Origin of the sequence: Kribbella italica, from assembly GCF_014205135.1 — a bacterium.
Classification (GTDB): Bacteria; Actinomycetota; Actinomycetes; order Propionibacteriales; family Kribbellaceae; genus Kribbella; species Kribbella italica.
Genome location: NZ_JACHMY010000001.1, coordinates 2,436,522 through 2,458,242 on the forward strand (window position 1 = coordinate 2,436,522; position 21,721 = coordinate 2,458,242).

Here is a 21,721-nt window from a genome sequence, read left to right on the forward strand (position 1 = left end):
CGCGATGATCTCCACCTCCGCCCCCGACCTCAACGAGCTCGCCGGGTTGCGCTCGCTGGCCGAGCGCAGCCACGCCGTGATCACTCGGCATCAGGATCCCGGCGGCGCGTACCCCGCCGCGCCGACCTTCTCGGCGTACCGCGGGTACGCGTGGCTGCGGGACGGCTCGTTCACCGCCGAGGGCATCTCCCGGTACGGCGACGTCGTGTCGGCCGGGCGGTTCCACGACTGGGTGCACGGCGCCCTGTGTCGTCGCCGCGCGCAGGTGGACGCGCTGCGCGCGTCCGACGCGCCGTCGAACGAGGCGATGCTGCCGACCCGGTTCACCTTCGACGGGTCGGACGGCTCCGACCCGTGGTGGGACTTCCAGACCGACGGGTACGGGCTGTGGCTGTGGTCCGTCGTCGCCCATGCCGATCGGCACGGGCTGTCGCTGGACCGGTGGCAGGCGGGGATCGACGTCGCGGTGGACTACCTGGTCGCCTTCTGGGACCGGCCTTGTTACGACTGGTGGGAGGAGCACGTCGAGCACCGGCACGTGTCGACGCTCGGCGCGATCTACGGCGGGCTGGTTGCCATCGCGCCGTACACGTCGGTGCCGGTGCTGGAGGTTGCCGAGCGCATCCGTTCGCTGGTCGATGCCGAGGGCACGCATGACGGCCATCTGACCAAGTGGCTCGGGAGTTCGGCCGTCGACGGATCGTTGCCCTCGTGCATCGTCCCGTTCAGACTGGTTGCTCCCGGCTCCTCAGTTGCCGGTACGACGCTCGCGGCCGTCGTACGGGATCTCGACGTGGACGGCGGCGTACACCGCTTCACGGCCGACGTGTTCTACGGCGGCGGACAGTGGATCCTGCTGTCCGCCCTCCTCGGCTGGAACCTGGCCGCGGCCGGCGACACCGTCGGTGCGTGGCGGCACCTTCGCTGGATCGCCGACCAGGTCAACGACGACGGCGACCTGCCCGAGCAGGTCGACCACCACCTGCTGCACCCCGACTCGCGCAGCGAGTGGATCGCCCGCTGGGGATCCGTCGCCAGCCCGCTGCTCTGGTCCCACGGCATGTACCTGATCCTCGCCGACGAACTCGGCATCACCGCAAAGGACGTCTGATGCTCACGCACCGGCCGTACGGCATCGAGCACCCCTACGCCTCCTCGCCCGACCAGCGTGTCCCCGTGCTTCCGCTGACCGGCGAGCCCGTCCGGCTCGGGGTCGTCGCGCCCGACGCGGAGCGGGTGGTGTGCGAGTGGGGTTCGGTGGAACTCCCGATGGAGCGAGGGTCCGCGGCGGCCGCGGACGCTGCCGCGTTGGCCGGCGGCGAAGGGCACCTGAGCGAGGCGCAGGCCAAGTCGCTCGGGGCGGACGGCGCGTGGTCGGTGCTCACTCCCCCGGTGACGGAGCCGGTGAAGTACCGCTTCCACGCCGGGGGCGAGACCACCGAGTGGTTCGAGGCCTCGCCTGCTGCATGGGTCTCGTCCGGTGGCGAGATCCGTGGGGGTGACGGGCGGGTGCAAGGGGTCGAGTGGCTGACCTCGGCGGAGGGTGTGCACCGGGCCCGGTTCTCCTTCGCGCTCGGGCCGGACGATCACCTGGTCGGGTTCGGCGAGCGGTACGACGGACTGGATCAGCGCGGGAGGTCGTTGGATGCCGTGGTGTTCGAGCAGTACAAGTCGCAGGGCGTGCACGGGCGGACGTACCTGCCGATGCCGTTCGCGCACGTGGTGGACAGCTCCGGCAGCGGCTGGGGATTCCATGTGCGGACTTCTCGGCGGACCTGGTACTCCTCGGACGACCGTCAGCTGACGGTGGAAGTTGCTCTGGGCGATGAACCGGTGGTTGACCTGGGCATCTACGAGGGCTCGGCGACCGAGGTGCTGAAGGCTTTCCTGGACGAGGTCGGCCGGGCCGAGGAGCTGCCGTCGTGGGTGTTCCGGTTGTGGGCCTCGGGCAACGAGTGGAACACCCAGGAGCTGGTGACGGCCCGGATGGACGCGCACCGGGACCTGGCGATCCCGGTCGGCGCGGTGGTGATCGAGGCCTGGAGCGACGAAGAGGGCATCACGATCTGGCGTGACGCGAGGTACGACGTGACCGCTGACGGCAGCGCGCACCCGGCGGCCGACTTCGCGTACCGGGCGGACGGCGCCTGGCCCGACCCGAAAGCGATGATCGACGACCTGCACGCGCGCGGGATCAAGGTGATCCTGTGGCAGATCCCGCTGCAGAAGACCGAGTTCAGCACCGGGCAGGTCGCGGCCGACGCCGAGGCGATGGTACGCGACGGTCACGCCGTCCTGGAGGCGGACGGTACGGCGTACCACAACCGCGGCTGGTGGTTCCCGCAGGCGCTGATGCCCGACCTCTCGGTGCAGCGCACCCGCGACTGGTGGACGGACAAGCGGCGCTACCTGGTCGAGGACTTGGACGTCGACGGCTTCAAGACCGACGGCGGCGAGCACGCCTGGGGGCACGACCTCGTCTACGCCGACGGCAAACTCGGTGACGAGGGCAACAATCTGTACCCGGTGCACTACGCCCGGACCTTCGGCGACCTGCTCCGCTCGGCCGGCAAGGCGCCGGTCACCTTCTCGCGCTCGGGCTTCACCGGCTCGCAGGCGCACGGCATCTACTGGGCGGGCGACGAGGACTCGACCTGGGAAGCGTTCCGCTCGTCCGTGACCGCGGGGCTGACGGCCGCCTCGTGCGGAATCGTCTACTGGGGTTGGGATCTGGCCGGCTTCTCCGGCCCGGTACCCGACTCCGAGCTCTACCTGCGCGCAGCGGCCGCGTCGGTCTTCCTGCCGATCATGCAGTACCACTCGGAGTTCAACCACCACCAGCTTCCGCTCCGCGACCGCACCCCGTGGCACGTCGCCGAGACCACCGGCGACGACCGGGTCGTCCCTCTCTTCCGCGCGTACGCCGAACTGCGCGAGCGCCTCGTCCCCTACCTGACCGAGCAGGCCGCGCGGACCATCAGCACCGACCGCCCGCTGATGCGCCCGCTCTTCTTCGACCACGCCGACGACCCGGAGGTGTGGAACCACCCGTACCAGTACCTGCTCGGCGACGACCTGCTGATCAACCCGGTCCTCGAGCCCGGCGCGACGGTGTGGACGACGTACCTCCCTGCCGGCGACTGGATCGACGTCTGGACCGGTGAGCCGGCCGGCACCGGGCGCATGGTCCGTGAGGTGCCGCTGGACGTCGTACCGGTGTATGCCCGGGCCGGCAGGTGGGAGCGGCTGCGGGCGGTCTTCCAGCCGTAGGGGTCAGCGCAGGTCGAGGCGCATCAGCACGCGCGGGTGGCGGGCCAGGACCGAGTCGGTGTCGGCGACCTTGGTGAAGCCGGCGCGTTCGAAGTTCTTGCGGAGGCCGGCGTACGCCATGGTCAGGTCGACCTTCACGTCGCCGTTGTCCAGCGGGTAGGCCTCGACGATCGGCGCGCCCTGCTCCCGGGCGAACTCGGCGGCGCCGGTGATCAGGCTGTGCGAGATGCCCTGCTTGCGGTGACCGGGCCGGACGCGGACGCACCACAGCGACCAGACCGGCAGGTCGTCGACGTGCGGGATCTTCCGGTTCCGGGCGAACGACGTCTCGGACCGGGGCGCGATCGCCGCCCAGCCGACCGGCGTCTCCCCGTCGTACGCCAGGACGCCGGGGGCCGGCTCGGCCTTGCACAGCTCGGCGACGTACTCACCCCGGGCCGGACCCTGCAGCTCGTTGTTGAGCTTCGACGGGATCCGGTAGCTCAGGCACCAGCACACGTTCGACGTCGGCGACTTCGGGCCGAGCACCGCTCGGACGTCCTCGAACTCCACTGCCGGCCGAATCTCGATCACCATCGCGCCACGATGTCATGACCGACTGACAGTTCTAGCGTTAAAAGCCTCGACTTACGCTCTTGACGGCGTACGGAGTGGTCAGTAGCGTGCGGTGAACTTTAACGTTAATACGCTCTGGTGGAGGCGCCGATGGAATCCCAGCCGGTCAGCCGGGGGCCCGTGCCGCACGGGCACGTCACGCTCAGCCAGGTGGCGCAGCGGGCCGGGGTCTCGGCGCAGTCGGTCTCCAACGCGCTCAACAACCCGGACCGGCTGGCGCCGGCGACGCTGGAGCGGATCCTCGCGACCGTGGCCGAACTGGGGTACGAGCCGAACCTCTCGGCGCGGGCGCTGCGCAACCGCAGCTCGCACCTGATCGCCTTCAAGGTCCGGCCGTCGCGCCCGGACAAGGCCTCGCTGCTGATGGACGAGTTCCTGTACGCGCTCAACCGCTCGGCGGTCGAGGCCGGGTACCACCTGATCCTGTGCCACGCCGAGGGCGAAGGCTCGACCGAGGAGATCAAGGCGTACCGGGACCTGCTGAAGAAGACGCCCGTCGACGCGTTCGTACTGGCCGAGACCCATCGCAACGACGACCGGATCGCCGCGCTCCGGTCGTGGGGCGTGCCGTTCGCGACGTTCGGCCGGTCCTGGGACGGTGACGACTCGCTCGCCTGGGTGGACGTCGACGGCCGCGCGGGGACCCGGGCCGCGACCGAGCACGTCGCGGCGCAGGGACACCGCCGGATCGGTCACGTCGGCTGGCTCGCCGAGTCGGAGATCGGGCAGGAACGCCGGGAGGGCTGGCTCGAAGCGTGCCGTGAGCGAGGACTGGAGACCGACCTGCAGGCAGCGGTCGCCGACACGCTCGAGGACGGCCGCCAGGCCGCGCACCGCATGCTCGACGCGCCGCAGCCCGCGACCGCGCTGGTCTGCGCGTCCGACACCCTCGCGCTCGGCGTACTGCGGGCCCTGCACGAGCGAGGGCTGCGGCCAGGCGTCGAGGTGGCCGTCACCGGCTTCGACGACTCCCCCACCGCTGCTCTGGTCAGCCCCGGCCTGACCACGCTGCGCCAGCCGATCGACGTGGTCGGCCGCCAGCTGATCCAGGCGGTCGAGAACCTGATCGCGGGCGATCCCCGCGAGCCCCAGCACGTCCTGCTGCAGCCGGACCTGATCGTCCGGGGATCCAGCCTGCCAGGACCACGCCCGTCCACAGCAACACCCTGAAGGGACACAAGATGAGGCCCCGACCCAGGCTGTTCGTAGCCGTCGTCGCGGGAGCGCTGCTGCTGCCCGCAATCGTTTCGTTGCCAGCAGCACCAGCCGCGCCCCCGCCCGCCGACCCGTTCGTCGTGACCACCGAGAACCTCGCCGGCGGCACCGCCTCCGCGGGCGTGATGGACCTGACCACGTACGGCGCGCAGGACTGGGTCCACGTGACCGGCGACGCCATCGAGCGCAAGGCCGCCGTCACGCCTTCCATCACCGTGGACGACCTGAACCCCGCCGCCGGCCGGACCACGCTCGGCGACAGCCCGCTGGCGTTCCGGTGGTCCGACGGAACGACCACCTCGTCGACTGCCGGTGTCACCACCGGTGGCGTCTTCCACTACGACGACACGACCGTCGGCCCGACGACCGGGCACGACGCCGGCTACCGGATCACCGTCCCCGCCGCGGACTCGGTCCGCCGCCTCGTGGTCGTCGGTGGCATCTGGCAGGCCCGCGGCACGGTCACCGTCGCCGCGGCCGACGGAGACGGTACGCCGTACGCGACCTCGATCGGCGCGAGCGGCACCGCGGCGGCCAAGCGGTACACGGTGACGATCCGCCCTGGTGAAGGGGTCGTCATCACCACGAAGTTCACCGAGAAGCTCACGGCGAACGGGAACCTCTCGCTGTCCGCCGTGGCACTCTCACCGGAGCAGACCTTCACGTCGACCGCGGTCCCGGCCGCTCTCGACCTGACCGCCGACGGGCCTGACGACTGGCTGCACCTGAACGGGGCGACGATCAACCGCAAGGCCGGCGGACCAGCGAGCCTGGCAGTGACGAACCGTCAGCAGGGCGCCGAGATCGGGGCGCAGAACGACAACCCGGTCAGCTACTCGTGGACCAACGGCACGCCGGCCACGACGCAGCCGGCCACCCGCGCCGGCGGCATCTTCTTTGCCAACGGCACCGATCCGGACGTCGACCTCACCGGCCCGTACGGCTACGACCTCACCGTCGCGGCGGCCCCGAACCCGCGAACGATCCGGTTCGTGTCGGGCGTGTGGCGGGCGTCGGCGACGGTCTCGGTGTCCGTCAACGGCTCTCCGGCGTACGTGAGCTCGGACCTGGTCAGCAACGGCCCGTCGGTGACGCGGCTGTTCGAGCTCACGCTCGGCGCCGGCGACTCCGCCCGGATCAGCACGCAGCTGAACCGGAAGACCGACCCGTCCGGCAACGTGACGCTCGCCGGTGTGACAGTTGCGGATGCCTCCGCCGACGGGTTTCGCAGGCTGACGACGTCGCTGCTCGGCCGCATCGCGGCCGCCGATCTGGTCAACGCGGGCGACGCCGCGCAACGGCAACTCACCGACGAGGTCGCCTCCGCGAAGGCGACGCTCGCCGACAGTTCCGCGCAGCGGGACCAGCTCCGCCTGGCCTACGTCCTGCTTCGCGCCGCGTACGACGACGCCGTCGCCTCCGCGGCCGGTGCCGAGTACACCAGCGTGACGAACCCCGGCCTCACCTCGTCGTTCGGCTGGGAGGGCGACCTCCACGCGCCGATCGCGTTCATCGACGGCAGCTACAAGCTGCGCAGCCGGGGCGACGCGATGATCACGTTCGGCGTCGCGAACATCCCGGGCAAGATCAAGTGGACCAACGCCGAGGGCTACCTGCCGGCGTTCGTCAGCGAGTACGCGAAGGACGGCCTGAAGGTCACGGTGGAGAACTTCGCCGACCTGGTCGTTGTCGGAGGCAACCGCTTCGAGGTCGCCTACTCGCGGATGACCGTCACCAACACGACCGCGGCGCAGGCTCGACTCCCCCGCGTGTCCAGCCTGCTGACGCCTTTGAACGCCGCGGCCGAGCCGGCCGTGACGACCATCGGCGCCCGCAAGACCGTCGTCCGGGACTATGCCGTCGCCGCCGATCGGTTCGGTGCGACGTACGAGTGGCCGAGTGCGACCCAGCTGCGCAAGCTCGGTGGGTTCGACCAGCACTACGCCCACATGCGCGGCTACTGGAACTCGCGGCTGTCGGCCATCGCGAACATCACCGACCTGCCGGACCAGCGGCTCGTCAACGCGTACAAGGCCGGGTACATCTACACGCTGATCATCCGCGACGACATCGCGGGAAAGAAGGAGCTGCACGTCGGCGAGAACGGCTACGACGAGATGTTCGACCACGACACGATCGGCATCGTCGCCACGCTGCTCACGATCGGCGACTTCACCTACGCGAAGGACTACCTGGCGACGCTGCCGGCCCAGCTCCAGTACGACGACGCCAAGTGGAAGTACAGCTGGCCGTACGCGCTCTACCTGCAGCGCACCGGCGACAAGGCGTTCGTCCGGCAGCAGTTCGAGACGATCAAGAAGAACACCCACACGGTCGAGACCGACCGGATCGACGGCGGCACAGGGATCATCAAGCAGACCGTCGCGATCGACTCGCTCGGCTACTGGACGATCGACAACTGGTCCGCGCTGGCCGGCCTCACGACGTACCGGTATCTCGCGAACGCGCTCGGCGAGACGCAGGAGGCGGCCTGGGCCAAGGCCGAGTACGACGATTTGCTGAAGGTCGCGACCGCGCGGATCGAGCAGACGATGGCGCAGTACGACCTCGACTACCTGCCGATCTCGATGGTGGAACCCAACGAGACCGGGCCGCGCAAGGATCCCCGGGACGCGAACTGGGCGTCGATGTTCCTGTTCGGCCGGTGGGCGTGGGACGGGTACCTGTTCGGCGCGCGGCAGACCGGGACGATGTTCGACAAGATCGACGACACGTACACGCACGGGTTCGAACGGCGGGCGGGGGTGTCGGAGTCGATCTACAACTTCGGCGGTTATCCGCACGGGTACTACTCCAGTGCCTACAACGCCGGGTACGGCAGCGCCGCGCTGCGGGGTGAGCAGTACCGCGATCTCGGGATCAAGGCGTACCAGTACATGATCGACAAGACGATGAGTGGGCCGTTCGGCTGGTGGGAAGGCGTCGACTACCCGAGCGCCAGCTCGCCGTGGGACATCGACCACGCCCGCGGCGGTGGCGGCTCGAACCAGCACATGTGGGGACAGTCGACCGCGACCAAGGTGCTGTTCGACTCGCTGATCGCCGAGAAAGCCGACGGGACTGTGATCATCGGGCGTGGGGTGCCGAACGAGTGGATCCGCAGCCGGCAGAAGATCGGGCTGGATCGCTACCCGGTCACGAACGGCGGCCGGATCGGCTACCGGCTGACGACATCCGGCAAGCGGGTGACGATCCAGCTGAGCGGCGACGTGCGGGACGTTTCGGCGTACAGCGTGGAACTGCCGGGTTTGAGGAACAACGTTGCTCAGGTGTCGGTCAAGGGCGCCACTGTCGATCAGGCGGCCGGCAAGGTCCGGCTGCCGTCCGGGACGAGGCACGTGACGATCACCTTGCGTCGCGCGCTGTAGACGATGAAGGGCGTCCGGTAAGACCGGGCGCCCTTCAGCTCGGCGGCGTGAAGGCCGCGAGCACGGTGGCTGTGATGTGACCGGCCGCCTCGTCAGCCGTCAACCGGCCTGCGGCGATCTCGTCGGCGGCGCCGTGCATGACGCTGTGCAGGACCGCGACCAGCCACGCGGTGGCCAGGTCGGTGCGGAACACACCTTCGTCGCGGCCGCGCTCGACCAAGCGCTCCATCCGCTCGGCCGGACCGGCGTGCAGCTCGCGGATCCTGCGGGGCGGGAGAACGTCCTGAGCCGCGATCAGCAGTGAGCGCGACTGGTTCACCAGCTGCCAGCTCGAGTCGATCAGGCGGGCGAGCGCGTCGCGCGGATCGCCGGACAGGTCCACCGCCTCCAGCCCGGCGTGACCGTCGGCGATGGCGCGCGTCATCGCGGCCTCGATCAGGTCGGCGCGGTTCGGGAAATGACCGTAGACGGTGACCCGCCCGACGCCGGCCGCCTTGGCGATCTCGCTGACGCTGGCCTCCGGGTTCCGGCCCAGCGAACGGATCGCGGCCTCGAGGATCGCCTCGATACTGCGCTGCGCGTCGGCTCGTCTGGTCGGAGTCGCGGTCACACCATCTCCTCTTGTCGAACACCGGTGTACGAGTTACTGTAGCGCACCTAACTCGTACACCACTGTTCGGATTTGGAGAATCTCGTGGCGGAGCAGATCGCCGATCCCCGCCGCTGGCGCCTGCTGGCGGTGCTGGGCGTCGCCCAGTTCATGCTGATCCTGGACGTGACCGTGGTCGCGATCGCGCTGCCGCACATCGGCACCGACCTCGGCCTCGCGCGCGACACCCTGACCTGGGTCGTCAGCGCGTACACCTTGATGTTCGGCGGGCTGATGCTGCTCGGTGGCCGGGCGGCGGACCTGTTCGGCGCCCGCCGGGTGGTGCTCACCGGGCTGCTCGTGTTCACCGTGGCGTCGCTGGTCACGGGCCTGGCCGACAACGCCACCACGGTGATCGCGGGCCGAGTTGCCCAAGGCATCGGTGCGGCGATGCTGTCGCCGGCCGCGCTGTCGGTGGTGACCAAGACGTTCGAGGGCGAGGAACGCAACAAGGCGCTGGGGATCTGGTCCGCCCTGGGTGGCGGCGGTTCGGCGATCGGCGTACTGCTCGGCGGGCTGCTGACCGCGGGGCCGGGCTGGCAGTGGGTGTTCTACATCAACGTCCCGATCGGCATCGCCGTGTTCGTCGTACTGAGCCGGACGCTGCGCGGTGACCTGCCGACAGGCCAGCGAGCCCGGCTCGACGTACCGGGTGCGCTTCTGGTGACCGCCGGGACCGGTACGGCGATCTACGCGCTGATCAACGCGGGCGACCGGGGCTGGCTCAGCGGCCGGACGCTCGGAACCCTCGCGGGTGCGATCGTTCTGTACGCCGTGTTCGCGCTGGTGCAGCGCGCCAGCAAGTCGCCCTTGATGGACCTGCGGATCCTGACCCGCCGCCCGGTGGCCACGGGTACGCTCCTGATCCTGGTCGCGACGGCGTTGATGATCGCGGTCTTCTTCCTCGGCTCGTTCTACCTCCAGCACCACCAGGGCTACGGCGCCCTGCGGACCGGCCTGCTGTTCCTCCCGGTGGCCGTGGCGACAATCCTCGGCGCCCAGTTGGCCGGCCGCGCCATCGGCGGCGCGGGCGTCCGCAAGGTCGCGGTGACCAGCCTGCTGATCGCCGCGGCCGGTACGGCGGTCGCCGCACTCTGGGACGGCCCGGTCGCCGTCGTGGCCGGCATCAGCATCGGCGCCGCCGGGATCGGCGCGGCCTTCGTCGCCTCGTCGGTGACCACGCTCTCCCAGATCGGCCACCACGAGGCCGGCACCGCCTCCGGCCTCCTCAGCACCTTCCACGAGTTCGGCGCCGCCCTCGGCGTCGCCGTCGTCTCCAGCCTCGCCGCCGCCAGCCTCACCGGCGCCACCACCACCGGCTTCACCAGGGGCTACACCTTCGCCGCCATCACCGCCGCGGTCACCGCCGTACTCGCACTCCTGCTCGTCCCCTCGCCCAAACCGACCACCTGACCCGGCCGACGGCTCAGGCGGCCGGAGCGTCGTGCTTGCGGACGAAGTCCACCGCACCACCTGACCTCCACCCTGACGTCGCCAGGGGGCGCCCGGGAGAACCGGGCGCCCTGGCGACGGCGTCAGGGAAGGGCGGTGGCCGCGTCGAACCAGGTGCGGGGATCGGTCGGCACCGGAGCGCGATCGAGGTTCGCGGCGATCTTGTCCAATTCGGCGCGGCCGTCGGCCAGGGTGGCCGGCACGCTGATGACGAGCTTGAACCCGTTGCCGGTGACGACGAGCTCGGGCCGGCTGTGGACCACCTGGTACGTCGTACCCGACGGCGCGGCGAGCGAGGTCACGCTGTACTCGATCCGGATCCCCTGGTCCTTGTCCGCGGTGACGACCCCTGGCACCGGCGCGCCCTTCGCCGCGTACACACCGAACCGCTTCGGAACGCCAGCCAGGTGCGGATCCTGGCGGATCACCGACACTCCGGTCGGACGGAACCCGGCCGGCAGATAGGTGAGGCGCAGCGGCGAGGGCAGCACGGCCCGGCCGAAGACGGACCGCCGCGCGATCTCGAGCGACTGGCCGGCGTCGAACTCGAAGGTGGTGGGCTTGGTGCACTCACTGCGGGCCCAGGAGTTCTCGGCGTACGACCAGACGACCGCGCCCTGCCGGAGCGTGCCGTCGGGGTTCTTGCCCGATCCGTACTGGAAGCCGCGGCTCTGCCCGACGGTGATCGGAGTCGCGCCCGCCGGGATCTGCTTCACGTCGAAACCGCCAGGACGGTACCGCGTGACGCCGCAGCGCGGCTCCGGCCGGCCGGTGTCGATCAGGACGGAGTGATCCCCGGTGCTGGTGATGCCTTGCGTGCTGTAGCGCATCCCCGGCAGCAGGTCGACGGTGATGCCGGTGAACCAGGGGTTCGTCGCCGGTGGCTCCGCCGCCACTGGTGGCGCGGACTGCCGGGCCTGCCCTACCAATGGGATGGCGACCGCGGCTGCCGCGGTGGCGAGGACGACCCCGACGACCATCGGCGTCCGGCCGCGTCGTACCGGGCGGCGGCTGGTGCTGGGCAGGTTCGCCAGGATGTCGTCGGGGTGTGGGGCCGAGGTCGCGAGGTGGTCGAAGGCATCGCGCAGATCGTGTTCAGTACGCATGGTGGGCTCCGGTGAGAGTGGGAGTGAGTTCGACTCGCAAGGTGGCCAGGGCGCGTGACGCGTAGCCACGCACGGTGCCCGCGGAACAGCCGAGAGTCTCGGCGATCTCCTGGTCGGACTGACCGCCGTAGTACCGCAGGACCAGGACCGCCCGCTGCCGAGCAGGCAGCTTGGCCAGTCGCGCGATCAGTTCGTCACGATCGGCGTGCTGGTTCGCGTGGTCCGGCGCCGTCTCGTCCACCCGGATCTCCGGTCGCGGAACGATCCGCGACCACTTCCGGCGCCAGGACAAGAACTCGTTCACCACCATCCGCCGGACGTACGCGTCGATGCTGTCCGCCTGGCCGACCCGCTCCCACTTCCGGTGAGCCTTCAGGAGTGCCTCCTGCACGACGTCCTCCGCGAGGTGCGGGCTGCCGCACAGCACGGTCGCGAAGCGCAACAACGCCGGCAGGCCCCGATGGGTCCATTCGTCGAAGGTCAAGGAGCACTCCCTGGTCAGAGGCCGGCGGAACGCGGCCTGTCCCCCTGAAGACGCGGCGTTCCGCTGATCTGTTGTGCGACCGGCGGAAGACATCATGCAGCGCCACGCGGGCGTGAGGTGCGCCACGGGGCGTCACAGTCGGGGCGGCTGTGGGGTCATACGGGTAAGAGCGCCGAGCAGGAGGACAGGGAGGGCGAGTCATGGACCGTCCGTTGGACAAGCTGCGAGCCAGGGTGTTTCCCGACCAGTGGTCGTTGTTGTTCGGGCAGATCGCCTTCTACAGCTTCGTGGTGATCGTGCTCAGCGGCCTCGTGCTGATGGTGTACTACGACCCGTCCGTCGAGCACGTCGTGTACGACGGCCCGTACGCACCGCTGCGCGGTGTCCACATGTCGCGGGCCCTGGACTCCACACTCCAGCTCAGCTTCGAGGTCCGTGGTGGGTTGCTGGCGAGGCAGGTTCATCACTGGGCCACGCTGCTGATGGTGGCGTCGATCACGCTGCACCTGCTGCGGCTGTTCTTCACCGGTGGGTTCCGCCGGCCGCGCCGCCTGGCGTGGTTCGTGGTCTTCGGCCTGCTCGTCACCATGCTGGGCGCGGCCCTCACCGGCACCTCGCTCCCCGACGACCTAGCGTCCGGCATGAGCCTCGCCGTACTCGACGGTGTCCTGAAAGCGACGCCGTTCGTCGGCACGGCCGTCTCGGAGCTGCTGTTCGGCGGGCAGTTCCCGGGCGACGTGATCGCGTGGTTCTACCCGTTGCACGTCTACGTCCTGCCCGCCGTACTGGTCGTCCTCTTCGTGGCCGGCGCGGTCCTCGCGCTCAAGCACCGGCCCGCGCAGTACGCCGGCCCTGGACGCACGGAGAACAACGTCGTCGGCCACCGAGGCTCCGTCGCCGCGGTCAAGAGTGTCGGGCTGTTCTGCTTCGTCGCGGCGGTCGCGCTCTTGCTGGCTGCGACGGCCACCATCAACCCGATCTGGCTGTACGGCCCCGCCGACCCGGCGAACGCCTCCGCCGGAGTCGGCCCGGCCTGGTACCTCGCCTTCCTCGACGGCTCGCTCCGGCTCGCGCCCGGCTGGGAGTTCGTCCTGTGGGGCAGGACCGTCACCGTGGCAGTCCTGCTGCCGGTCGCCGCCTGCACGTTGTTCCTCGCACTCGTTGCCGTCTACCCCTTCATCGAAGAGCGGTTCACCCGCGACCACCGGAACCATCACCTCCTCGAGCGGCCGCGCTTCAACCCGATCCGCACCGGCATCGGCGTCGCGGGTATGACCTTCTACGGCGTCCTCTGGGCCGCGGCCAGCGCGGACACCATCGCCATCCAGTTCCACCTCTCCGTCAACGCCCTGCTGCACGCCTTCCAGGTCCTCCTGATCCTCGGCCCACCCGCAGGCTTCGCCATCGCCCGCCGCATCTGCCTCGGCCTGCAGGACCGGGACCTCCAGATCGCCACCACCGGCCTCGAGACCGGCCAGATGATGCGCACTCCGAACGGTGGGTACGTCGAGAAGCACCGCCCCCTCGACGCCTACCGCCGCTACCAACTCGTCGGCAGCCACCCCCAGGAGAGGAAACCCTGAGCCCTTCAGCCGGCGGCCACGGCGTGCGTGAACGCGATCGTGCGCGCCCGCTCCTGCGCCGTACCGACCGGCGCCACCATGAACTCCGTCGTACCGGCCTCGGCGAACCGCCGCAGCTGCCGCGCGACCTCGTCCTCGTCCCCCACGACCGCAGTGTCCTCGGGTCCGTTCGCCGCGCCGCGATCGAGGATCGCCCGGTACGCCGGAAGCGATCCCGCCACCCCGTAGTGCTCCTTGATCCACCCCCGCGCGCCGTCCGGATCATCCGTCACCGCGACGCAGACGCACGCGATCACCTGCGCCGACGGCCGGCTCCCCGCCGCCTTGTCGATCGTCGGCCGCACGTAGTCGCCGATCACCTCCGGCCCGGCCCAGCTCGTCACCGTCCCGTCGGCCAGCTCACCCGCGATCGCCAGCATCCGGGGGCCGAGCGCCGCGAGGATGAGTTCGGGCGGTACCGCTCCCGCAACGCTGACCTGTCCCGCCGCCGTCAGCAGGTCGCCGTGGTGGTCGACCGGCTCTCCGCGCACCAGCGGCGCCAGCGTTTCGACGTACTCGCGCATGTACTTGGCCGGCTGCTTCATCGAGAGGCCGTACTGGCCTTCGACGATCACCGGATGACTGGACCCGATGCCCAGCGTGAGCCGGTTGCCGGTCGCCGCCTGCACGCTGAGCGCCTGCGCCGCCAGGGCCAACGGGTGCCGCGGATAGACCGGTACGACGCCGACCGCGTACTGGATGCGGGAGGCGTGCGGGCCGAGCGCGGCGATCAGGGTCAGCGCGTCCCAGCCGGTCCGCTGACTGCACCAGATCCGGCTGACGCCGCTGTCCTCGGCGGCCCGCGCGTCGATCGCGATCTCCTCGATCGTGCGGGCCTCGTCCTGGATCCACAGTCCGATTCTCATGTCTCCAGTCAACGCACGGCGTGGCGCCCGACCAAGGGTCGGCCGACCCGCGCAGCGATAAGCTTTCGTGATCGATCGCGGGAGGTCCGATGGAACTGCGGCAGCTGAGGTACTTCGTCACGGTCGCCGAGGAACTGCACTTCGGCAAGGCCGCCGAGCGCCTCGCGATCGTCCAGCCGGCCGTCAGTCAGCAGGTCGCCCGGCTCGAACGCGAGCTCGGGCTGCGCCTGTTCGACCGGTCCTCGCGCCGGGTCACCCTGACCGGCGACGGCGTACGCATGCTCCGCGAGGCCCGCGCCGTGCTCGCTGCCGCGGACCACGCCGGCACCGTCGCGGCCGAACTCGCCGCCGGACAGGCCGGCGTCTTCCGCATCGGCACCAGCCCCGGCCTGCGCGACCGGCTCGAACGCGGGCTCGCCACCCTGCGATCCGCTTCCCCCGGCATCGAGATCCAGCTCACCTCGCGCCCGCCGGCCCAGCAGCTCGACGCCGTCCGGACCGGCGAGCTCGATGTCGCCTTCGTCCGCGGGCCCGTCTCCTCCCGCGGACTCCGCGCGGTCCCGTTGTGGGAGGAGCCGCTGTCCGTGCTGCTTCCGTCGACCCACCGCACCGACGACCAGGTGAAGCTCGTCGACCTCACCGCGCTTCCCCTCCGCCTCCCGGCCAGGACCGACGACCCCGCCCTCCACGACGCGATCCACCAGGCCTGCCGTACGGCCGGATTCGAGCCGCTGCCCGGCCGCCCGATCGACAGCTTCGAGGACGCGGTCGTCGAGATGACCAACGGCACGCCCGCCTGGACCGTCGTCTACGGGACCGCCTGCGAGAGTCCCGAGGACGCGCTGTGGATGGGTCCCGTCACGCCTGCTCTCACCGTTCCCGGTCACCTCGTCGTGTCCGCCGACCGTCCGCCGACCTGCCTGGACACGTTGATCAACGCCTTCAGCTGAAGGGCGGGTCCTGCCGGGGGTTCAGAGCCCTTCGGCGAGCCAAGGGATCAGGACGTCGAGCAGCCGGTCGGGAGCGTCCAACGGGATCAGGTGGCCGCAGTCCTCGAGCTGGACCGTGGTGAGATCGTTGGCGAGGGCAACGAGTTGGGCGCCCAGCGCCGGACCGACCGGATGCGCGCCGATGGCGAGCACCGGCAACTCCAGCCGGTCCAGCTGCGCCAGTTCCTTCGCCGTACGGGGCATTGCTCGATAGTGCTCGAACCCACCCGCCAGCGCCGTACGTCCTGTGTACGCCGTTGCGAACGCGTCGGTCAGCTCGGCCCCGATGCCCTCGCCATCGGCGGTTCCCGCCCGCAGGAACCACTCGACGTACTCGCGCTCGTGGCCAACCAGTACGCCCTCCGCCAGCCCCGGCACCTGATGGAACCCGAACCACCACGGCGGACCGCCCCGCAGGAAGTCTTCCGCTCCGGCAACCCCCGGCAGGACCGCCTCCATCACGACCAGCCTGTCGACCCGGCCCCTCAGCGCCAGCCCCACCGCCGCCGGGACTCCGGCGTCGATCCCAACCGCCGTCGCCCGGTCGATCCCGAGACCGTCGAGCACGTCCGCCAGCCGGTCCGCGAGTTCCAGCGCCGACCCACCCTCGACGAGGTCCGGGGCGACCACCCGGTGCGTCTCCGCAAGGCGCGGCGCGGCGCGTTCCCACAGCCGGTGGGTGTGCGGGAATCCGTGCAGCAGCACGATCGCGGGTCCAGTCCCAGTGTCGATCACTCGACGCCTCCTCGGTTACCGTTGGTGACCTGGTCAACGGTAGAAACCCTGGAGGCAGCATGGAAGATCGCACTTCCACGACACCTGGTCACCCCGAGGTGACCTCCTCCCCGCGCGGCGACCTGTTCAGCCCCGAGTGCCCCACCCGCCGCCTGCTCGACCGGGTCGGCAGCAAGTGGGTCGCGATGATCGTCAAGACCCTCGCGGAAGCGGGCGAGTTGCGCTACGCCGACCTCAAGCGCCGCACGCCCGGCGTCTCCGCCAAGATGCTCACCCAGACCCTGCGCGGCCTCGAGGACGACCATCTCGTCGTACGGCGGGTCGAACCGACCGTCCCACCCGCCGTGCACTACTCCCTGACGCCGCTCGGCCGATCCCTCGACGAACCCCTGGCCGCCCTCCGCGACTGGGCCGAGACCCACATGTCCGAAATCGACCAGCACCGGCAAGAGACCGCCCGCCAGGCGTAGTACCAACCGCGAGCGCGGCGCCCGTGGCGGGAGCGCCGATCAGCTGCTGGGCGGGGGCGGTGCGACCGGGAGGTAGACCGTCACGCACAGGCCGCCGTCGGGGCGCGGGGTGAGGGTGAGGTTTCCGGCGTGGGCGTGGGCGATGCTCTTGACGATCGCCAGGCCGAGGCCGACGCCCGCGTGGTCGGTGCGGATGCGTTGGGTGCCGCGCTGGAAGGGCTCGGTGAGAGTCGACACCAGCTGACGGGTGAGCAGCTCGCCCGTGTTCTCGACGCTGAGTACGACGGTCTTCGGGCTGACGCGCGTCCTGACCCACACCAGGCCGTCGTCCGGCAGGTTGTGGACGATCGCGTTGTGCACCAGGTTCGTGGTCAGCTGCAGCAGCAGCGCGTGGGATCCGAGCGTGGGCGCCAGGTCGCCAGAGGTCTCGACGGTGACACCGCGTTCCTCGGCGAGCGGGAGCAGCGTCTCCGCGGCCTCCTCGGCCGCCAGCGAAAGGTCGACCTGTTGGCGGGCGACGGTCCCCTGGTTGGCGCGGCTGAGCAGGAGCAGCGCTTCGGTGAGCTCGATCGCCCGCGCGTTGACGTGGTGGAGGCGCTCGACGAGTTCGCCGCTGTCGTGGTCCGGATCCTCGCGGGCGACCTCGAGCAGCGTCTGCGTGATCGCCAACGGCGTCCGCAGCTCGTGCGACGCGTTGGCCGCGAAGCGCCGCTGCTCGGCGTCGTGCGCCTCCAGCCGCTCGAGCATCGCGTCGAACGCGTCGGCCAGCTCGCGGAACTCGTCCGCGCGTCCTTCCAGCTGGATCCGGTGCGACAGCGAGCCGTGCGTGGCCAGGCGAGTGGCGTTGGTGATCCGCGTCAGCGGCCCGAGCATGCTGCCGGACAGGATCCACCCACCGGCCAGCCCGAAGATCAGCAGCACCGTCATCATCACCCCGGCCTTGGGCACGAACGCGGCCAGCAGGTCGGAGCGATCCGGATTGGGCAACGCCGGCCGGAACACCCCCGCTCTCTCCAGGTCCCGGACGCTCACTTCGGGCACGTACCGCAGCAGGAACAACCACACGACCGCGAGCAGCAGGAACCCCGCCACCATCAGGAACCCCGCGTAGCTGAGTGTGAGTCTGAGCCGAACGCTCCACCCGGGCTCCCTAGCCACGATCGGCCCCGGTGTCGATGCGGTACCCGACGCCCTGCTCGGTCGCGATGATCCATGGCTCACCGAGCCGTTTGCGCAGCGCCGACACGGTGATCCGCACCGCGTTGGTGACCGGATCGGCGTTCTCGTCCCACGCCCGCTCCAGCAACTCCTCGGCGCTGATCACCCCTCCGTCGGCGTTCACCAGCACCTCCAGTACGGCGAACTGCTTGCGCGTCAGCGCGACGTACCGGCCGTCGCGGTAGACCTCACGCCGGAACGGATCCACCCGCAGCCCCGCGATCTCCCGCACCGGCGGCCGGTTGTGCGCCCGCCGCCGGTCCAGAGCTCTCAGCCGGAGTACGAGTTCCCGCAGCGCGAACGGCTTGGTGAGGTAGTCGTCGGCGCCGAGCTCGAACCCCGAGGCCTTGTCGTCGAGCCGGCTCGCGGCGGTCAGCATCAGGATCGGCAGACCGCTGCCCGAGGCAACGATCCGCTCGGCGATCTCGTCACCGGACGGCCCGGGGATGTCGCGGTCGAGCACGGCGATGTCGTAGGCGTTGACGCTCAGCAGCTCCAGCGCGGTGTCGCCGTCCCCGGCGATGTCGGCCGCGATCGCTTCCAGCCGGAGCCCGGTGCGAATCGCCTCCGCCATCAGGGGCTCGTCCTCGACCACCAGCACGCGCATGCCCCGATGCTACGGGCCGGTGCATGTCGTCGGCGTATGGAAAACGGCGTACGGGCCGGCAACGCCGCACTGCCTTGACTGGCAGCATGGGCCACACCGCACCAACGACTCCCAGGACCGTCAAACGGTACGCCGTCGCGCTGCTCGTCCTCGCCGCGATCGTCGGAACCGTCACCTACCGGCAGGTGTCCTCCTCCGTCGAGGTCGTCCAGGGCCACGACAGTGCCGCGTCCGACGGCACTGTCCCGGCCGGCGTGACCGTGTTCGACGAGGAGCATCCCGGCGTCACCAACCTCGACCCCGAGCTGCTCCGGGCACTGCGCGCGGCGGCGAAAGATGCCGCTGACAACGACATCGAGTTCTTCGTCAACAGCGGCTGGCGCTCTCCGGAGTACCAGGAGCGACTGCTGCGCGAAGCGGTCGACAAGTACGGCTCGCTGCGGGAGGCCTCCCGCTGGGTGGCGACTCCCGACAAGTCCGCTCACGTCTCCGGGGACGCCGTCGACCTCGGCAAGTCCGATGCCAGGGCGTGGCTCGCCAAGCACGGCGCCGCGTACGGGCTGTGCCAGATCTACCGCAACGAGCCGTGGCACTACGAACTACGCCCCGACGCGGTCGACGACGGCTGCCCACGCCGGTACGCCGACCCCACCCGCGATCCCCGGACGCGGTGACCTCAGGCGAGCCGGTCGACCTCCGCGCACAGGCAACTCACGCCGGGAGCGATCCACTCCCGCCCGCTCCAATCGGGGTGCCGGTCGATCAGCACCGCCCGCACCTCGGCGACGATCTGCTCGACCGCGGAGTCGCGACGATGCCACGTCTCGTCGCGGAGCTCGCGCAGGTGGTCCCGCACCTCGGCGAGGATCCGCGGACCCCCGACATCGCCGTGCCCTGGGACCACCAGCTCGGGCGCGGACCCGGCCAGCCGATCCATCACCGCAAGCCACTCCACGCCGGACACGTCGACGTCGTACGGCGGGAACCAGGGAAAGATCGCGAACTGGCCGGTCTCGGCCAGATCCCCGGTGAACAGCACCCCGGCGTCCGGCACCTCGACCACCTGATCGCCCTTCGTGTGTCCGCGACCCGTCGACCGCAGCCGGACGGTCCGGCCACCGAGATCCAGCTCGTACTGGTCGCCGTACACGACGTCCGGCGTCGGCACTTGCACTCCGTCGAGGCGATCCGCTACCGGTCCGCCGAACCCGCGAAACATCTCGAGGTAGCCCGCCCCCTTCGTCGCCAGGTCAGCAGCCTGCGCGTCGTTGACCAGGTACGTCGCCCGCCCGGCGAACACCTGCGCGCCGAACGCGTGCTCCGGATGGAAGTGTGTCGTGGTCAGGTACAGCCGACGCCCCTTCGCGACCTCGGCCGCGAACGCGAGCACCTCCTCCCCGTTGGCCACCCCGATCCCGGTCTCGACGACCAGTACGGCGTCCTTCCCGCCGACGATCCCGATGTTCGGCACCAGTTCGACACCGTCGTTCGGAATCACCACCAGGTCGGGCGCGACCTCGCGGGCGCCGGACACCCGCACCTCGGGATCGGGCAGGTCGGGGTCGGTCAGGTTCAGTTCGGTCATGAGCCGATTCCACCCGGCCGCGGCCACCGGCGTCCAAGACCGATCCTGTCGCCTCGATACCGGCCGGGTATCGTCGCTGGTCATGGAGCTTCGTCAGCTGCGGTACTTCGTGGCCGTCGCCGAGGAGCTCCATTTCGGCCGGGCCGCGAGCCGGCTCCACATGAGCCAGCCGCCGCTGAGCCGGGCGATCAAACAGCTGGAGACCGAGGTCGGTGCCACGCTGCTGCAGCGGTCGTCCACCGGCGTCGTACTGACCCCGGCCGGTGCCGTCCTGCTCGACGACGCGCGCCGGCTGCTCGAGCAAGCCGACCAGGTCCGCGTCCGAGTCGCCGCGGCAGCCGGGCCGGCGAGCCTCACGATCGGCATCCTCGGCGACAGCACCGACGAGGGCGCGAACCGGCTCGCCGCGGAGTTCAGCCGGAAGCACCCGGACGTCGAGGTCCGCATCCGCGACACCGACCTGACCGATCCGACCTGCGGGCTCCGCGCCGGCCTGGTCGACGTCGCCCTGACCCGCGCGCCCTTCGAGCGCGCGGGCTTGACGACGTACGACCTGCGCGCCGACCCGCTGGGCGTGGTCCTGCGCAGCGACGACCCGCTGGCCCAACGAGCCCAACTCGCCCTGGCCGATCTCGCCGATCGCCAGTGGTTCCGCTTCCCCGACGGCACCGACGCGACCTGGCAGAGCTACTGGTCCGGCGGGTCACCCCGCCAGGGGCCGGTCGTCCGCACCGTCCAGGAATGCCTGCAAGCCGTCCTCTGGAACGGGACGATCGGCCTGGCCCCGCTCCGGCACGAGCCGCCCTCCCCCGGCCTCACGATCGTCCCGTTGCACGACATCGCCGCCAGCCGGGTCGTCGTCGCGTGGAAGGACTCCGGCAGCAACCCGCTGATCCCGTCCCTCGTCCGGATCGCCCGTACGGCGTACGCGAACTGACCCGATCAGACGAAGTGGTTCAGTACGCCGAGCAGCAGCGCCAGGAAGCCGACGACGAGGATGATCCGCACGATCGCCACCAGCTCGGGGTTGGCGGGTTCGGGCAGCGGCTTGGGGTGGTGACGGTCAACGGCCATGGGAGCCCACCAGTTCCGGAGCAGTTGCTCCTCCGTCGGGTCCGACCAGTACGGCGTCGAACTGGATCACGTGGATGCCGTGCTGCGCCAGCAGCCCGCGCAGCTCGGGCTCGCCGATCCGCAGCCAGTCCTGCCGCGGACCCGACGCCGCCCGCAACCGCGCCAGGCTGCTGAACGCGATGCCTACCCGGACCCCGTCGGGCCGCCGCCCGAGCTGGAGCGCCACCACGTCGGGGGCTCCGGCGGTCCGGGTAGGCACGAATAACGGAACCTGATCGTCCTTGGATGTACTCACCCCTTCACGCTAGGCCGCGCGGCGCCCGGAACGGCGTGCTCTCACAGCACTCCCACACCGACCGGCCGACCTCGTACAGC

At 70.5% G+C, this 21,721-nt stretch carries 21 protein-coding genes; 10 read left to right on the forward strand and 11 right to left on the reverse strand.

The window, feature by feature from the left end; genetic code table 11:
* Positions 1 to 4 precede the first annotated feature (4 nt).
* Positions 5 to 1,111, forward strand: a complete 1,107-nt coding sequence (locus tag HDA39_RS11380) for a glycoside hydrolase family 15 protein (RefSeq protein WP_184795191.1) — start codon at positions 5 to 7, stop codon at positions 1,109 to 1,111.
* Positions 1,111 to 3,270: a glycoside hydrolase family 31 protein gene (locus tag HDA39_RS11385; protein ID WP_184795192.1), complete on the forward strand. Its 2,160-nt coding sequence runs from the start codon at positions 1,111 to 1,113 to the stop codon at positions 3,268 to 3,270. Before HDA39_RS11380 ends, HDA39_RS11385 begins: the two co-directional genes overlap by 1 nt.
* A 3-nt stretch (positions 3,271 to 3,273) precedes the next feature.
* Here the strand turns inward: HDA39_RS11385 and HDA39_RS11390 are convergent, their stop codons facing one another.
* Complete coding sequence (locus tag HDA39_RS11390; protein WP_184795193.1) at positions 3,274 to 3,846, reverse strand: GNAT family N-acetyltransferase; 573 nt, start codon at positions 3,844 to 3,846, stop codon at positions 3,274 to 3,276.
* 129 nt (positions 3,847 to 3,975) lie between these two features.
* Between HDA39_RS11390 and HDA39_RS11395 the strand changes: the two genes are divergently transcribed.
* Both HDA39_RS11395 and HDA39_RS11400 read left to right on the forward strand, forming a co-directional pair.
* Complete coding sequence (locus HDA39_RS11395; RefSeq protein WP_184795194.1) at positions 3,976 to 5,055, forward strand: LacI family DNA-binding transcriptional regulator; 1,080 nt, start codon at positions 3,976 to 3,978, stop codon at positions 5,053 to 5,055.
* An 11-nt stretch (positions 5,056 to 5,066) separates the two neighbouring features.
* Complete coding sequence (locus tag HDA39_RS11400) at positions 5,067 to 8,489, forward strand: sugar-binding protein (RefSeq protein ID WP_184795195.1); 3,423 nt, start codon at positions 5,067 to 5,069, stop codon at positions 8,487 to 8,489.
* Positions 8,490 to 8,523: 34 nt separating this feature from the next.
* Here the strand turns inward: HDA39_RS11400 and HDA39_RS11405 are convergent, their stop codons facing one another.
* Positions 8,524 to 9,099 (reverse strand): TetR family transcriptional regulator, encoded by a 576-nt coding sequence (locus HDA39_RS11405; RefSeq protein WP_184795196.1) that lies wholly within the window; start codon positions 9,097 to 9,099, stop codon positions 8,524 to 8,526.
* Between the two features lie 84 nt (positions 9,100 to 9,183).
* On the opposite strand from HDA39_RS11405, the gene HDA39_RS11410 reads away from it, so the two are divergent.
* A complete protein-coding gene (locus HDA39_RS11410) occupies positions 9,184 to 10,551 on the forward strand; it encodes an MFS transporter (RefSeq protein ID WP_337925711.1) in 1,368 nt (455 codons plus the stop codon).
* Positions 10,552 to 10,673: 122 nt separating this feature from the next.
* On the opposite strand, the gene HDA39_RS11415 is transcribed toward HDA39_RS11410, so the two are convergent.
* Positions 10,674 to 11,696 (reverse strand): hypothetical protein, encoded by a 1,023-nt coding sequence (locus HDA39_RS11415; protein WP_184795197.1) that lies wholly within the window; start codon positions 11,694 to 11,696, stop codon positions 10,674 to 10,676.
* The gene (locus tag HDA39_RS11420; protein ID WP_184795198.1) at positions 11,686 to 12,180 is read right to left on the reverse strand and encodes a SigE family RNA polymerase sigma factor; all 495 of its coding nucleotides are present in this window, start codon (positions 12,178 to 12,180) and stop codon (positions 11,686 to 11,688) included. The genes HDA39_RS11415 and HDA39_RS11420 overlap by 11 nt, the downstream gene beginning before the upstream one ends.
* A 200-nt stretch (positions 12,181 to 12,380) precedes the next feature.
* Between HDA39_RS11420 and qcrB the strand changes: the two genes are divergently transcribed.
* Positions 12,381 to 13,763 (forward strand): cytochrome bc1 complex cytochrome b subunit, encoded by a 1,383-nt coding sequence (gene qcrB, locus HDA39_RS11425; protein WP_184795199.1) that lies wholly within the window; start codon positions 12,381 to 12,383, stop codon positions 13,761 to 13,763.
* A 5-nt stretch (positions 13,764 to 13,768) separates the two neighbouring features.
* Here qcrB and HDA39_RS11430 read toward each other — a convergent pair whose 3' ends face one another.
* Positions 13,769 to 14,668, reverse strand: a complete 900-nt coding sequence (locus tag HDA39_RS11430) for a TIGR03564 family F420-dependent LLM class oxidoreductase (protein ID WP_184795200.1) — start codon at positions 14,666 to 14,668, stop codon at positions 13,769 to 13,771.
* An 89-nt stretch (positions 14,669 to 14,757) separates the two neighbouring features.
* Here HDA39_RS11430 and HDA39_RS11435 point away from each other — a divergent pair, with 89 nt between their 5' ends.
* Positions 14,758 to 15,618, forward strand: coding sequence for a LysR family transcriptional regulator (locus tag HDA39_RS11435; protein WP_184795201.1), 861 nt, complete (start codon positions 14,758 to 14,760; stop codon positions 15,616 to 15,618).
* A 21-nt stretch (positions 15,619 to 15,639) separates the two neighbouring features.
* Here HDA39_RS11435 and HDA39_RS11440 read toward each other — a convergent pair whose 3' ends face one another.
* Entirely contained in the window at positions 15,640 to 16,392 is a 753-nt protein-coding gene (locus HDA39_RS11440) for an alpha/beta fold hydrolase (protein WP_337925712.1), read from the reverse strand.
* Between the two features lie 59 nt (positions 16,393 to 16,451).
* Here HDA39_RS11440 and HDA39_RS11445 point away from each other — a divergent pair, with 59 nt between their 5' ends.
* The gene (locus HDA39_RS11445; protein WP_184795202.1) at positions 16,452 to 16,862 is read left to right on the forward strand and encodes a winged helix-turn-helix transcriptional regulator; all 411 of its coding nucleotides are present in this window, start codon (positions 16,452 to 16,454) and stop codon (positions 16,860 to 16,862) included.
* Positions 16,863 to 16,901: 39 nt separating this feature from the next.
* Here the strand turns inward: HDA39_RS11445 and HDA39_RS11450 are convergent, their stop codons facing one another.
* The gene (locus tag HDA39_RS11450; protein ID WP_202892954.1) at positions 16,902 to 17,957 is read right to left on the reverse strand and encodes a sensor histidine kinase; all 1,056 of its coding nucleotides are present in this window, start codon (positions 17,955 to 17,957) and stop codon (positions 16,902 to 16,904) included.
* A gap of 55 nt (positions 17,958 to 18,012) precedes the next feature.
* Positions 18,013 to 18,687: a response regulator transcription factor gene (locus HDA39_RS11455; protein ID WP_184795204.1), complete on the reverse strand. Its 675-nt coding sequence runs from the start codon at positions 18,685 to 18,687 to the stop codon at positions 18,013 to 18,015.
* A gap of 86 nt (positions 18,688 to 18,773) precedes the next feature.
* Between HDA39_RS11455 and HDA39_RS11460 the strand changes: the two genes are divergently transcribed.
* Positions 18,774 to 19,361: a M15 family metallopeptidase gene (locus HDA39_RS11460; protein WP_184795205.1), complete on the forward strand. Its 588-nt coding sequence runs from the start codon at positions 18,774 to 18,776 to the stop codon at positions 19,359 to 19,361.
* A 2-nt stretch (positions 19,362 to 19,363) separates the two neighbouring features.
* Here HDA39_RS11460 and HDA39_RS11465 read toward each other — a convergent pair whose 3' ends face one another.
* Entirely contained in the window at positions 19,364 to 20,272 is a 909-nt protein-coding gene (locus HDA39_RS11465; RefSeq protein WP_184795206.1) for an MBL fold metallo-hydrolase, read from the reverse strand.
* Positions 20,273 to 20,354: 82 nt separating this feature from the next.
* On the opposite strand from HDA39_RS11465, the gene HDA39_RS11470 reads away from it, so the two are divergent.
* Positions 20,355 to 21,209: a LysR family transcriptional regulator gene (locus HDA39_RS11470; protein WP_184795207.1), complete on the forward strand. Its 855-nt coding sequence runs from the start codon at positions 20,355 to 20,357 to the stop codon at positions 21,207 to 21,209.
* Positions 21,210 to 21,214: 5 nt separating this feature from the next.
* Here HDA39_RS11470 and HDA39_RS43155 read toward each other — a convergent pair whose 3' ends face one another.
* Positions 21,215 to 21,346 (reverse strand): hypothetical protein, encoded by a 132-nt coding sequence (locus HDA39_RS43155; protein ID WP_273481722.1) that lies wholly within the window; start codon positions 21,344 to 21,346, stop codon positions 21,215 to 21,217.
* A complete protein-coding gene (locus HDA39_RS11475; RefSeq protein ID WP_184795208.1) occupies positions 21,336 to 21,605 on the reverse strand; it encodes an SAV_915 family protein in 270 nt (89 codons plus the stop codon). Before HDA39_RS11475 ends, HDA39_RS43155 begins: the two co-directional genes overlap by 11 nt.
* Positions 21,606 to 21,721 lie beyond the last annotated feature (116 nt).

Coding starts and splice junctions, on each gene's coding strand:
- HDA39_RS11380 (WP_184795191.1), top strand. CDS start 5: ATGATCTCCACCTCCGCCCCCGACCTCAACGAGCTCGCCGGGTTGCGC.
- HDA39_RS11385 (WP_184795192.1), top strand. CDS start 1,111: ATGCTCACGCACCGGCCGTACGGCATCGAGCACCCCTACGCCTCCTCG.
- HDA39_RS11390 (WP_184795193.1), bottom strand. CDS start 3,846: ATGGTGATCGAGATTCGGCCGGCAGTGGAGTTCGAGGACGTCCGAGCG.
- HDA39_RS11395 (WP_184795194.1), top strand. CDS start 3,976: ATGGAATCCCAGCCGGTCAGCCGGGGGCCCGTGCCGCACGGGCACGTC.
- HDA39_RS11400 (WP_184795195.1), top strand. CDS start 5,067: ATGAGGCCCCGACCCAGGCTGTTCGTAGCCGTCGTCGCGGGAGCGCTG.
- HDA39_RS11415 (WP_184795197.1), bottom strand. CDS start 11,696: ATGCGTACTGAACACGATCTGCGCGATGCCTTCGACCACCTCGCGACC.
- qcrB (WP_184795199.1), top strand. CDS start 12,381: ATGGACCGTCCGTTGGACAAGCTGCGAGCCAGGGTGTTTCCCGACCAG.
- HDA39_RS11430 (WP_184795200.1), bottom strand. CDS start 14,668: ATGAGAATCGGACTGTGGATCCAGGACGAGGCCCGCACGATCGAGGAG.
- HDA39_RS11435 (WP_184795201.1), top strand. CDS start 14,758: ATGGAACTGCGGCAGCTGAGGTACTTCGTCACGGTCGCCGAGGAACTG.
- HDA39_RS11445 (WP_184795202.1), top strand. CDS start 16,452: ATGGAAGATCGCACTTCCACGACACCTGGTCACCCCGAGGTGACCTCC.
- HDA39_RS11450 (WP_202892954.1), bottom strand. CDS start 17,957: ATGGTGGCGGGGTTCCTGCTGCTCGCGGTCGTGTGGTTGTTCCTGCTG.
- HDA39_RS11455 (WP_184795204.1), bottom strand. CDS start 18,687: ATGCGCGTGCTGGTGGTCGAGGACGAGCCCCTGATGGCGGAGGCGATT.
- HDA39_RS11460 (WP_184795205.1), top strand. CDS start 18,774: ATGGGCCACACCGCACCAACGACTCCCAGGACCGTCAAACGGTACGCC.
- HDA39_RS11465 (WP_184795206.1), bottom strand. CDS start 20,272: ATGACCGAACTGAACCTGACCGACCCCGACCTGCCCGATCCCGAGGTG.
- HDA39_RS11470 (WP_184795207.1), top strand. CDS start 20,355: ATGGAGCTTCGTCAGCTGCGGTACTTCGTGGCCGTCGCCGAGGAGCTC.
- HDA39_RS43155 (WP_273481722.1), bottom strand. CDS start 21,346: ATGGCCGTTGACCGTCACCACCCCAAGCCGCTGCCCGAACCCGCCAAC.